The following is a 12,182-nucleotide window of genomic DNA, read 5'->3' on the forward strand; positions in this document are numbered from 1 at the left end:
AGCGGACTCCCCTTCGTCGTCGCCCTCAACGGCTTCGACGGACACCAGCCCCACACCCCCGACGAGGTCCGCGAGGCCCTCCAGCTCAGCGCCGAGACCCCCGTCATCACCCTCGACGCCCGCCGGCGCGACAGCGCCAAGAGCGCCCTCATCACCCTCGTCGAACACGCCCTCCTCGCCCGCCTCCGCTGAGGCCGGTGAACGGTGCCCGTGGACCCTCCGGCGGAGGGTCCACGGGCCGGGGGCGCGTGGCGCGGGGGCGCGCTACTCGGCCGGGTCCAGGCCGGCCCTGATCAGGCCGTAGGTGTAGGCGTCCTCCAGGGCCAGCCAGGAGGCCGCCACCACGTTGTCGGCCACCCCGACGGTGGACCAGGTGGTGGTGCCGTCGGTGGACTCGATCAGCACCCGGGTCTTCGAACCGGTGCCGTGCTGGCCCTCCAGGATGCGGACCTTGTAGTCCACCAGCTCGAACCTGGCGAGCTGCGGGAAGGTCCGCTCCAGCGCGGCCCGCAACGCCTGGTCGAGGGCGTTCACCGGGCCGTTGCCCTCACCGGTGGCGATCCGGCGCTCGCCCTTCGCCCACAGCTTCACCGTGGCCTCGTTCCCGGTGAAGCCGTTCGGGCCCTGCTCGCTGATGGTCCGCCAGGACTCCAGGGTGTAGAAGCGGTCGCGGCTGCCGCGCACCTCGTCGCGCAGCAGCAGTTCGAAGGAGGCGTCCGCGGACTCGTAGGTGTAGCCGAGGTTCTCCTGCTCCTTCACCCGGGCGACCACCCGGCCGGCGAGGTCCCGGTCGGAGGAGAGGTCGTAGCCGAGCTCCTTGCCCTTGAGCTCGACCGAGGCCCGGCCGGCCATGTCGGAGACCAGCATCCGCATGGTGTTGCCGACCCGCTCGGGGTCGATGTGCTGGTAGAGGTCCGGGTCGACCTTGATCGCGGAGGCGTGCAGGCCCGCCTTGTGCGCGAAGGCCGAGTAGCCCACGTACGGCTGGTGGGTGGAGGGGGTCAGGTTGACCACCTCGGCGATCGCGTGCGAGATCCGGGTCATCTCGGCCAGCCGGCCCTCCGGCAGCACCCGCCGGTCGTGCTTGATCTCCAGCGCCCCGACCACCGGGAACAGGTTGGCGTTGCCGACCCGCTCGCCGTAGCCGTTGGCGGTGCATTGCACGTGGGTCGCGCCGGCGTCCACCGCGGCCAGGGTGTTGGCCACCGCGCAGCCGGTGTCGTCCTGGGCGTGGATGCCCAGCCGGGCCCCGGTGACGGCCAGCACGTCGGCGACGATCTCCCGGACGTCCGAGGGCAGCATCCCGCCGTTGGTGTCGCAGAGCACCACCACGTCCGCCCCGGCCCGGTGCGCGGTGCGGACCACGTCCAGCGCGTAGTCGCGGTTCGCCCGGTAGCCGTCGAAGAAGTGCTCGCAGTCGATGAACACCCGCCGCCCCTGGGCCCGCAGGAACTCCACGCTGTCCCGGACCATCTCCAGGTTCTCGTCCAGGGTGGTGCGCAGCGCCAGCTCCACGTGCCGGTCGTGCGACTTGGCGACCAGCGTGACCACGGGGGCGCCGGAGGCGACCAGTGCGGCCAGCTGCGGGTCCTCCGCGGCCCTGCCGCCGGCCCGGCGGGTGGCCCCGAAGGCGACCAGCCGGGCGTGCCGCAGGTCCAGCTCCGCGGCGGCACGGGCGAAGAACTCGGTGTCGCGCGGGTTCGCCCCGGGCCACCCGCCCTCGATGAAGCCCACCCCGAACTCGTCCAGGTACCGGGCGATGGCCAGCTTGTCCGCCACCGTCAGGTTGATGCCCTCCCGCTGCGCGCCGTCGCGCAGGGTGGTGTCGAACACGTGGAAACTGTCGTCGGTACGGCTGACCTCGGTCATGACCCCTGGTTCTCCGTTTCGGGGAGGTTGTACTGCTCTGCCGGATCTCGGGTCCCGGCTCCACTGTCCAGCATCCCGCGCGCGCCCCGGTGTCCCCGAGCCCCTTGTGGGGGCTCCCGGCCGGTCCGGGGTAAACAAAAAGACCCCTCGCGGGTGCGAGAGGTCTGCGCGCGGGTCTGGACGCTGGTGGTCGCTCCGCATCGGGTCCTGCGGGAGCGGTCACTGCGGACCGGCGCGCCTGCTGCTAATAATCAGCGACAGCGAGGACACGCTGGCAGTCTGGCACAGCCCCCGCGGTCCGGCCCGCCCGTCTCGCGATGCGAAACGCGGCAGGCCGGCGCGGGTGCGGAATCAGACGATCTTGTGCAGCCAGCCGTGGGTGTCGGGGGCCTGGCCGCCCTGGATGGCCAGCAGCGCCCGGCGCAGCTCCATGGTGACCGGGCCGGGCTCGCCGGCGCCGACCGTCCAGTCGGCGGCGGCCGACTTCACCGAGCCGACCGGGGTGATCACGGCGGCGGTGCCGCAGGCGAACACCTCCGTGAGGGTGCCGTCGGCGTTGGCCCGCTGCCACTCGTCGGTGGAGATCTTGCGCTCCTCGACGGCGTAGCCGAGGTCGGCGGCGAGCTGCAGCAGCGAGTCGCGGGTGATGCCGGGCAGCAGGGCGCCGGACAGCTCCGGGGTGACGATCTTCGCGTCCGCGCCCTCGCCGAAGACGAAGTACAGGTTCATGCCGCCCATCTCCTCGACCCACCGGTGCTCGGCGGCGTCGAGCCAGACCACCTGGTCGCAGCCCTTGGCGGCGGCCTCCGCCTGGGCGATCAGCGAGGCGGCGTAGTTGCCGGCGCACTTGGCGGCGCCGGTGCCGCCGGGCGCGGCCCGGACGTACTCCTTGGACAGCCACACCGAGACCGGCTTGACGCCGCCCGGGAAGTAGGCGCCGGCCGGCGAGGCGATGATCATGAACAGGTAGGAGTTGGCCGGCCGGACACCCAGACCGACCTCGGTGGCGAACATGAACGGGCGCAGGTACAGGCTCTGCTCGGGCTCGTTCGGCACCCAGGCCTGCTCCTGCTGGACGAGCAGCTCGACGGCCTCGACGAAGGTCTCCACCGGCAGCTCCGGCATCGCCAGGCGGCGGGCCGAGGCCTGGAAGCGGGCGGCGTTGGCCTCCGGGCGGAAGGTCGCGATGGAGCCGTCGGCCTGGCGGTAGGCCTTGAGGCCCTCGAAGATCGCCTGGCCGTAGTGCAGCGTCATGTTCGCCGGGTCGATCTCCAGCGGCGCGTACGGCGCCAGCTGGGCGTCGTGCCAGCCCACGCCCTCGGTCCAGCGGATGGTGACCATGTGATCGGTGAAGACCCGGCCGAAACCGGGGTTGGCCAGCCGGGCCTCGCGCTCCGCGGCGGGCAGCGGGTGGGCGGAAGGCTTGAGGTCGAACGAGATGGGCGCCTGGGTGGGCGTGCTCATGGCTGTTTCCTTCACCGTGGGGTTGGTTCGGGTCGCCACCGCCGGTGGACGTCACGGCGAACGATCACCGGAACGAACGCACGGCGGCACGACCCACTGTCGATACTCGCATCCAGAGGGCCGTGCCGAACAGTCGCCCGCTCCTTGGGGAGCTGCAAGCTGCGGTTATGCGGTCGGGCCCACCGGGCCGGACCTTGTCGGACCCGGCTCGTCGGCCGGACTCCGTCCTTCGGATCCGGCCCGTCAGCCGGCTACTCGGTCGGCGAGCGCGTCGCCGACCTCGGAGGTGCTGCGGGCGCCGGTGCGCTCGGCCAGGTCCGCGGCGACGGCGGCCTCCACGCGGGCCGCCTCCGCGGCGAAGCCCAGGTGCTCCAGCAGCATGGCGACCGACAGCACGGTGGCCGTCGGGTCGGCCTTGCCCTGGCCGGCGATGTCCGGCGCCGAACCGTGCACCGGCTCGAACATCGACGGGAACTCGCCGCTCGGGTTGATGTTGCCGCTCGCGGCCAGGCCGATCCCGCCGGTCACGGCGGCGGCCAGGTCGGTCAGGATGTCGCCGAACAGGTTGTCGGTGACGATGACGTCGAAGCGCTCCGGCTGGGTGACGAAGAAGATCGTCGCCGCGTCGACGTGCAGGTAGTCGGTGGTGACCTCGGGGAACTCCTCGCCGACCGCGGCGAAGATCCGCGACCACAGGTGCCCGGCGTGCACCAGCACGTTGTTCTTGTGCACCAGGGTGAGCTTCTTGCGCGGCCGCGCCTGGGCCCGGCGGTAGGCGTCGCGCACCACGCGCTCGATGCCGAACGCGGTGTTGAGGCTGACCTCGGTGGCCACCTCCTGCTCCGTCCCGGTGCGCAGCGAACCGCCGTTGCCCACGTACGGGCCCTCGGTGCCCTCGCGGACCACCACGAAGTCGATGTCCGGCTCGCCCGCCAGCGGGGACTTCACCCCGGGGAACAGCCGGCCGGGGCGGAGGTTGATGTGGTGGTCGAAGGCGAAGCGCAGCTTCAGCAGCAGCCCCCGCTCCAGCACGCCCGACGGCACGCTCGGGTCGCCGATGGCGCCCAGCAGGATCGCGTCGTGGGACTTCAGCTCCGCCAGCACGGAGTCCGGCAGCGTCTCCCCGGTCCGGTGGTAGCGCCGGGCCCCGAGGTCGTACTCGGTGGTCTCCAGCTTGACGTCGGCGGGAAGCACCGCGCCCAGGACCTTCAGACCTTCGGCCACCACTTCCTGGCCGATGCCGTCACCCGGGACTACTGCGAGACGAATCGTGCGAGACATGCTCGGACCCTACTCCGCCGTCCCAGGGGCTGACACCTGGCGTCCACCATCCGGACGCGCCGGGCCGGGACGGGCCGGCTCAGGTCAGGTCAGGTCGACCTCGACCGGGAACGGGCGCTCGACCTTCAGCTGCTTGTGGTGGATGCCCGTCAGCCCGTAGCCCCTGGTCGCCGGGTCCAGCTCGTACGTGTGGACGATCGGCCTCCCGTCGTCATCGCTCTCCACCCGCCAGAAGTGGAGGATGCCCGCGGCGGCGTACTTCCGCGGCTTTGTGTCACGGTCCCGCTCCCGTGACTCCTCGGACACCACCTCGACGGCCAGCAGGACGTGCTCCGCCTCGCAGAAGGTCTGCCGCGGGCCGTCGACGCCCCGGTCGTCGACGACGAGCAGATCCGGCTCGGGCCGGTTCCGGTGGTCCAGCCGGACGGTCATCTCCCGCCACACCTCCCGCCCGGTCGGCGCGGCGTGCTCCAGAGCCCGCTCCAGCCGCCGGAGCGTGCGCATGTGGAACCTCGTCTGCGGACTCATGAAGATCAGGCTCCCGTCGAGCAGTTCGGTGTGCGGCGGGAGATCGGGCAGCCGGTCGAGATCCTCTGCGGTGTAGCCACCGACAGGAGGCCGGATCCAGTCGGGGTACGGCGAGATGCTCATGGTTCCTCCCATACGGGCATCCTGGCGGCGCTCCCAGGCTACTCGGCAAGGCCGTCCGGAACGCCACCCCTTCGAAGGAGCGCGTACGTCGTTTTCCGCGCTGGGGGCGCAATGATGGTGGCGGATCCGGGGTCACTGGCAGAACGGGGCGCGTGCGTGAGGGCCGAGCGGCGGCGGGAGGTGCTGGTCTGCGGGGGTGCGGCAGGGCTGGCGGCGGGCGGGTACGCGCTCGCCGCAGGACTGCACGGGGCGTGGCCGACCGGAGCCGGCGAGGTCGCCGTGCCGTACCACGCGCACCTGTGGGACCTGCTGCACGGCCGGGCCGCCGGGGACCTGCTGTTCAACTGGAACAGCGGCTACGGCGTGCCGTTCCTGGCCGACTTCTTCGCCTACCTGATGAACCCGTTCTCCTGGCCCACCGCGCTCCTCCCCCGCGACCAGGGGCGGCTCGGCGTGTTCCTGGTCGTGCTGGCCAGCATCGGCCTGGGCACCGCCCTGATGGCCCACCTGCTGGGCCGGCTGCACAGCGGCCCGCACTGGCTGCGGGCGGTCGCCGCCGTCGGCTACGGGCTCTGCGCCTGGGTGCTGGACGTGGGCGGGGCGGCGCCGATGTGGCTCTGGGGGCTGGTCTCGCTGCCGCTGCTGGGCCTGGCCGCCGACTGGTGCCTGCACGAGCGGCGCTGGGTGGCCGGCTCGCTGTGCGTCACCCTCGCCTGGGCCGGCAACCTGTACACCGCCGCGCTGGCCACCCTGGCGGCCGGCCTGTTGCTGGCCGTCCGGCTGTTCACCGCCCCGCGGCCGCTGCGGCAGCGGGTCCGGGTCACCGGGCGCGCGGTCACCGTGGCCACCGTCGGGATCCTGCTCGCCGCGCCCGTGCTGTTCGTCGCCGTCCGCGCCGCGCACACCGCCCAGCCGGAGTCCCCGGTGCAGCCGCTCGGCCCGTCGGGGCTCGGCGGGCACCTGGCGCAGCTGCTGCCGGCCGCCCACAGCGGTCTGCCGCTGCCGGACGTCGCGATCGGCGTGCTGGGGCTGCTGCTGGTGTGCGGGCTGCCGTTCAACCGGCGGGTCCGGGTGCGGGAGCGGGCGGTGTGGTGCGGGGCGCTGGTGCTGGTGGGGCTCGGCTTCGTGTGGACCCCGACGGTGCTGGTCTGGCACGGCCTGGCGATCCCGGCCGGCGGGCCGTACCGGGTGGCGTTCGTGCTGAGCGGCCTGCTGGTGCTGGCGGGCTGGGTGTCGCTGGCGCACCGGCCGGACGGGGTGACCCTGCTGGGCGGCGCCGCGGTGGTCGCGCTGATCGCCGGGCTGGCGGCGGGCCGGCACTCGGTGCGCGCCTCGACCTGGCTGCTGCTGGCCGTCGGCGGTGCCGTGGTGCTGGCCGCGCTCCGGGTCCTCGACCGCCGGCACGCCGACCGCCGGGCGGGCGCCGTGGCCACCTGGGTGCTGGGCGGCGCGGTGCTCGGCAACGCGGTCTGGTCCGGGTACGCGGCGCTGGGCGCCGTCCCGCCCGGGGGCGCCCCGGAGTCCGCCGTCCGGGCCGGGTACGCGGCGGTGCGGGGCGCCGCCGACTGGCCGCTGGGCCGCAGCGACCCGGGGCCGCACGCCTTCACCACCAACGACCCGCTGCTGCTCGACGGGCAGGGCGGCGGCTACTTCAGCGGCTACCTGCCGACGGTCGTCGCCCTGCTGCTGCACGACCTGGGCGCGGGCTGGACGGCCGGCGGCCGGCAGACGGCCAGCGTCACCGACCCGGTCGGGCAGGCGCTGTTCGCCGTCCGCGCGCACCTCGACGACGGGCCGCCCCCGGACGGCTTCGTCCAGGGCCGGGCCGCCGCGCCGCCGCTGGTCACGGTGCTGCCGCCGGGCGCCCGGACGGACACCGGCTCGGTCTGGTCCCGGCAGGAGTCGCTGCTCGGGGAGCGGGTGTACGAGGCCCCGTTGCCCGTCCCGGCGGGCGGCCCGGCACCCACCCTGCACGGCAGCAGCGGCTGGTCGCTGCCCGGCGGCGCCGAGGGCACGGTCCTCACCGTGGCCTGCACCCCGGGCGGGACGGCCTACTTCCACGGCGTCTGGTACCGGGGCACGGTCAGCGGCCTCGGGACGACCTTCGAGAGCGACGGCGAGCAGCCCACCACCGCCGTCGCCGTCCACCGGCTGGGGCCGGTCCCGGCCGACGGGACGGTCCGGGTGACGCTGCGCTCCGACACGGTGAGCCAGCTCCCCGCCCGGCCGGTCGGCTGCCTGCGGGCCGGCGCCCTGGAGGCGGCCGTCGCCCGGCTGACCGCCACCGGTGCCACCCGGGTGACGGCGGGCGGGCACACGCTGGCCGCGGCCCTCCCGGCCGGGTCGACGGGCACCGCGCTGGTCTCCGTCGCGGCCACCGACGGGTGGGGCTGCGCGGCCGGCGGCGGTCCGCGGGTGGCACCGACGCCGGTCCTCGGCATGATCGGCGTCCCGCTGGGCGGCGGCGCCGACCGGGTGGACTGCTCCTTCCGCCCGCCCGGTCTCACCGAGGGCCTCACCGTGGCCTCCGGCACCGCCGGCCTGCTGGCGCTGGTGCTCGTCTTCGCCCGTCTGACGCACCGGCCCGCGCGCCCGTCCCGCGGCGCCCGGCGGCGGGCCGCCGCGGGCTGACCGGACGGCCTGGGCGAACGTCCGACGGGCCGCGGCGGCGGGGGACCACACGGAGGGGCGGTCCCGCCGCCCGGCGGGACCGCCCCTCCACGGTGTCCGGTCGTCAGGGGAGGGCGATCACCTGCCCGCGGCGGTCCGCCGGGTTGAGGTGGTGCAGCAGGAGCAGCCGGGACCGGTCGCCCACGGCGCGGTGGACGGCGAGCACGGTGCCGGAGTGGACGGGGGCGGCGAGGGCGACCGGTCCGGTGGTGCCGACGTGGACGTCCAGCGCGGGGTGCAGGACGTCGATCGCCACGGTGGGGCGGGTGCCGCGCAGCCCGACGGCCGAGTAGGCCTCCGCCGGGTCGGGCTTCCCGGGGCCGGCGGCGCCCGTCCAGACGCCGTAGTGGACGGTGCTGTGGCCCTCCCGGACGCCGGGGAGCGCGCTCAGCCGGACGGGGAGCACCAGGACGTCGCTGTCCAGCAGGTCGGTGTCGGTGTCGCCCCAGTGGGCGTCGAGCGGCTGGACGTCGAGTTCGGCACCGGTGCGGGCGTCCAGGGCGCGGGAGACCAGGACGTCGCTGCCGCGCTGCCGGTCGGCCTTGAGGATGACGTCGGTGGTGCCGTCCCCGTCGGTGTCGAGGGAGGCCCGGACGCCGAACAGCCCGACCGGGGTGGCGGCGGGGGCCCAGAGCCTGGCGCCGACGTAGAACAGGTCGGCGGTGGCGCCGGCCCCGACGGCCCGCAGGTTGGCGACCCGTTCGCCGGGGTGTTCGACGCAGACGTCCTGCGCCGGGTCGGCCGCCTCGGTGGCCTCCTCGGGCCCGATGCCGGCGCCCGGGCCGGCGGCGGCGCCGCTGCCGGACGGGCAGTCGGCCCAGCGGGCTCCCTCGCCGCCGAGGGCGAGCGCGGTGACGAGTCCGGGCCGGTTCCCGGGGGCGTCGCTGCCGGCGACCGCGAGCAGGGTGCCGTCCCGGGTGGTGCGGGCGGCGGTGGTGGCCGTGTGGTCGGTGGCGGCGCGCGGCGCGGCGAGCACCGGGACCCGCAGTTCCGGCAGGGCCGGGTCGGTGACGGGGGTGAGCAGGACGCGGCCGGAGAGCTCGCCGCGGTAGCTGCGGGCCAGGCCGCCCTGCACGGTGTCCAGGGTGGGGTCGGGGGTCCGGCCCAGCTCGCCCGGGACGGACAGCGTCACCCGGATCCGCGCCGTCCCGCCGGCCGGGACGTCCACCCGGGCGGGCGCCACCTCGAAGGCGGCGCCGGGCAGTTCGGTGGCGGCCGCGTAGCCGGTGCGGTAGCTCAGCGGCCGGTCGGCGTGGTTGCTGACCTCGATCTCGCGGTCGAGGGCGGTCGGCCCGCCGATCTCGACCGGTCCGAAGGAGACGCCGACGGCGCCCTCGGGCGCCCCCGCGCCGGCCGCGTAGGCGACGACGGGGGTCCGCACGGCGCGGTCGGCCTGGGCGCGCCCGGCGCCGGTGCGCTCGGGGCCGTACACCGGCCCGCCGTGGTCGTCGCCGAGCCAGGTGTCGACGCTGGTGTTCATCAGCGCGGCCTTGAGCTGCTCGACCGGCCAGTCGGGGTGCACCGCGCGGACCAGCGCGGCGAGGCCGGCGACGTGGGGGGTGGCCATCGAGGTGCCGTCCTCGCGCTGGCCGCCGCTGCCGCTGCCGACGAGGGCGGACCAGATGGTCTCGCCGGGGGCGGCGAGGTCCGGCTTGACCAGGCCGGGCACGCCGATGCCGCGGGAGGTGAAGTCGGTCAGGGTGTCGGTGCGGCCCGGCTGGTCCTGGGAGACGGAGCCGTGCAGCGGGTTGCCGGGGGCGGCGAGCCGGATCCGGACGGGGCCCGCGGCGGCGGCCTGCCGGAGCCGTTCGCCGTCGGCGCGGGCCAGCAGGGCGGCCGGGATCCGCTCGTTCCCGGCGATCTCGGCGAGGTGGTCGGTGTCGGCGGCGTACAGGACGCCGATGGCGCCGGCGTCGGCGGCGTGGTCGGCGCGCGGGCCGGAGTTGCAGGCCCGGTCGGGCTCGCGGGTGCGCCAGGTGAGGACGGCGACGCGGCCCTCCAGGCGCTGCCGGTCGGCCTCGCTGAAGGCGGCGCAGCCGTCGGACTGGTCGGCGGGCAGCCCGAGCAGGCCGCTGACGTCGGCGGTGGCCCAGCCCTGGTAGCGCTCGCTCCAGTGGGCGGGGACGACGCCGGCGAGGTCGGCGGGGGCGAGCACGGTGAGGCCGTCGGCGTCGCTGTGCGGGTCGACGGAGGCGGCGACGGTGACGGCCCGGGCGGCGGTGCCGGGGCTGCCGCCGACGCCGTAGACGTCGCCGTCGTTGCCGGCCGCGGCCACCACGACGGTGCCGAGGGCGGCGAGCCGGTCGACGGCGAGGGCGTCGGTGTCGTCGGGGTTGCCGAAGTGGCTGCCCAGGGAGAGGTTGACGACGTCGAGGCGGTCGGTGAGGTCGCCGTCGCCGTTCGGGTCGGCGGCGAGGTCGAGGGCCTGGGCGAGGCGGTCGGTGGAGCCCGCGCAGCCGAAGACCCGGATCGCGTAGAGCTGGGCGCCGGGGGCGGCGCCCGGGCCGATCCTGAAGCCGGCCGGGTCGAGCCCCGGCCGGTAGGGGCCGGTGTACGGGCGGCCGTCGGCGGTGACGCCGTACCCGGCGGCGGTGCCGGCGACGTGGGTGCCGTGCCCGTTGCGGTCGCAGTCGATCGGGTTGTCGCTGGGGTGCGGGACGGGCTGGTGGTTCGGGGAGGACGGGTCGGGGTCGTAGTCGTCGCCGACGAGGTCCTTGCCGCCGACCACCTTGGCGTTGGGGAAGAGCTCGGGCGGCGCGGGCTTCCCGCGTTCGACGGAGCGGAAGGCGGCCTCGGTGCCGGGGCCGCCGAAGTCGGCGTGGGTGTAGTCGATGCCGCTGTCGACGACCCCGATCCGCACCCCCTGGCCGGTGGTCCCGGCGGCGCCGGCCTGGTCGCCGCCGGCTCCGACCCAGACCTGCGGGGCGCCGGTGAGCGGCACGGAGTGCGCGTTGTCCCGCTGCTTGCGGACGATCGGGTGGACGGCCAGCACGCCGGGCAGCGCGCGCAGGGCGGGCAGCCGGCCGGCGGGCACGTCGACGGCGAGGCCGGTGAGCAGGGTGCGGGTGCGGTAGAGCTCCCGGGTGGCGGGTGCCGCGCGGTGCACGGCGGCGGCGGCGCGGTCGAGGGCCTCGGCGGCCCTGGCCTGCTGGGCGGCTCCGGCGTCGGCGGCCTCGCGGCGGACGGCCTCCGGGGAGCGGCGGGCCCGGCGGGCTCCGTCGGCGGCGCGCCGCCAGGCGGGGCCGGCCGCCTCGGTGGTGAGTTCGAGCAGGACGGAGGCGGTTCGCCCGGCTCCGTCGGGCGCCGTCGGGGGGTGCGGCGGGCCGCCGGAGGCCGGGGCGGCGGCGAGCGCCGCGGTCCCGGCCAGCAGGGCGAGGGTGAGGCCGATCCTGGCGACGGTTCGGCGGACGGGTGGCAGGCGCACTGGGCCCTCTCCCCCGGGAGGGGGACTGATCCGCACACCGTGTCGCTGACGCCCGCCCGCGCGGCCGTCGATCACCCTTCCGGGGGCCCCAAATTAGGATGATCGCGCCGGGCGGGGCGAGCAACTTCCCCCGGACGGAGGCCGGTTGCACTCGACCGGGTGAACCGGCGTCAGCCCGGGCGGCCCATTAGGCGGATGAACGCCGACGGCCGCCCGGCCCGGCGGGGCGATCCCGCCGGGGGCCGGACCCGTCAGAGGTGGCCGGTCACGCCGCCGTTGTCACGGCGGTCCAGCGAGCGCTGCAGCGCGGCGGCGGCGAAGGAGTTCCGCTCGGCGGCCCGGCGGCGGCGCGGGGCGCGGACGGGGGTGGCGGCGGGGGCGGGGGTGGCGTGGCGGTCTGCGGTGGTAGGCATACCGGGCTCCTTGGGGGCATGCGTGCAGGGGCACGCAGAGGGTTGGGGAGGGGTACGCGCGGAGCAGGGGTCTCCTGCCGTGGGGGCGCACGCGCACACGGGCCGCGCGCCCTGGCTACAGGGGCGGCACATCGTGTGGCTCTTCCACGGTACGACCAGGTCGGGGCCGTGTCTGCACGAATACTTGGATTTCCTAGTATCTGAGACGCGGCTCACCCCGAGGGTCTGTCCTCAAACCCCCGTCGTCTGCCCGGAGGGCGGGTTTGAGGACAGACCCTAGGAACGCAGCGGGGCCCGGGCCCCCGGCGCACCGCGGGGCCGGCCCCCGGGGGCAAGCGGCGCAGGCGCCCAAGTCCACCGAGCCGGCGCACACGGCGCCGAACTCCGCGGCGCTAGCCCCCACCACCACC

At 75.6% G+C, this 12,182-nt stretch carries 7 protein-coding genes and 1 pseudogene; 2 read left to right on the plus strand and 6 right to left on the minus strand.

Annotation, left to right across the window (positions count from 1 at the left end):
* Positions 1-192, plus strand: a pseudogene (locus tag ACIRS1_RS29465) (ATP-binding protein); the annotation flags it as partial.
* 72 nt (positions 193-264) lie between these two features.
* On the opposite strand, the gene cimA reads toward ACIRS1_RS29465, so the two are convergent.
* The 4 genes from cimA to ACIRS1_RS29485 form a co-directional block, all read right to left on the minus strand.
* Positions 265-1,869 (minus strand): citramalate synthase, encoded by a 1,605-nt coding sequence (cimA, locus tag ACIRS1_RS29470; protein ID WP_402845049.1) that lies wholly within the window; start codon positions 1,867-1,869, stop codon positions 265-267.
* Between the two features lie 351 nt (positions 1,870-2,220).
* A complete protein-coding gene (locus ACIRS1_RS29475) occupies positions 2,221-3,333 on the minus strand; it encodes a branched-chain amino acid aminotransferase (protein WP_360204837.1) in 1,113 nt (370 codons plus the stop codon).
* A 243-nt stretch (positions 3,334-3,576) separates the two neighbouring features.
* A complete protein-coding gene (locus ACIRS1_RS29480) occupies positions 3,577-4,614 on the minus strand; it encodes a 3-isopropylmalate dehydrogenase (protein WP_402845051.1) in 1,038 nt (345 codons plus the stop codon).
* An 84-nt stretch (positions 4,615-4,698) separates the two neighbouring features.
* Positions 4,699-5,265 carry a Uma2 family endonuclease gene (locus ACIRS1_RS29485; RefSeq protein WP_402845053.1) on the minus strand — a complete coding sequence of 189 codons (567 nt, stop codon included), beginning with the start codon at positions 5,263-5,265 and terminating at the stop codon, positions 4,699-4,701.
* 156 nt (positions 5,266-5,421) lie between these two features.
* Here ACIRS1_RS29485 and ACIRS1_RS29490 point away from each other — a divergent pair, with 156 nt between their 5' ends.
* A complete protein-coding gene (locus ACIRS1_RS29490) occupies positions 5,422-7,896 on the plus strand; it encodes a YfhO family protein (protein WP_402845055.1) in 2,475 nt (824 codons plus the stop codon).
* Positions 7,897-7,999: 103 nt separating this feature from the next.
* Here ACIRS1_RS29490 and ACIRS1_RS29495 read toward each other — a convergent pair whose 3' ends face one another.
* On the minus strand, positions 8,000-11,359 hold the full coding sequence (locus tag ACIRS1_RS29495) for a S8 family serine peptidase (protein WP_402845056.1): 3,360 nt from the start codon (positions 11,357-11,359) through the stop codon (positions 8,000-8,002).
* 251 nt (positions 11,360-11,610) lie between these two features.
* On the minus strand, positions 11,611-11,772 hold the full coding sequence (locus ACIRS1_RS29500) for a hypothetical protein (protein WP_402845058.1): 162 nt from the start codon (positions 11,770-11,772) through the stop codon (positions 11,611-11,613).
* Between the last annotated feature and the right edge of the window lie 410 nt (positions 11,773-12,182).

Origin of the sequence: Kitasatospora sp. NPDC101176 (assembly GCF_044768035.1) — a bacterium.
Classification (GTDB): domain Bacteria; phylum Actinomycetota; class Actinomycetes; order Streptomycetales; family Streptomycetaceae; genus Kitasatospora.

Excerpts from the sequence above, each read along its gene's own strand:
- ACIRS1_RS29500 (WP_402845058.1), bottom strand. The coding sequence starts at position 11,772 with ATGCCTACCACCGCAGACCGCCACGCCACCCCCGCCCCCGCCGCCACC.
- ACIRS1_RS29480 (WP_402845051.1), bottom strand. The coding sequence starts at position 4,614 with ATGTCTCGCACGATTCGTCTCGCAGTAGTCCCGGGTGACGGCATCGGC.
- cimA (WP_402845049.1), bottom strand. The coding sequence starts at position 1,869 with ATGACCGAGGTCAGCCGTACCGACGACAGTTTCCACGTGTTCGACACC.
- ACIRS1_RS29485 (WP_402845053.1), bottom strand. The coding sequence starts at position 5,265 with ATGAGCATCTCGCCGTACCCCGACTGGATCCGGCCTCCTGTCGGTGGC.
- ACIRS1_RS29475 (WP_360204837.1), bottom strand. The coding sequence starts at position 3,333 with ATGAGCACGCCCACCCAGGCGCCCATCTCGTTCGACCTCAAGCCTTCC.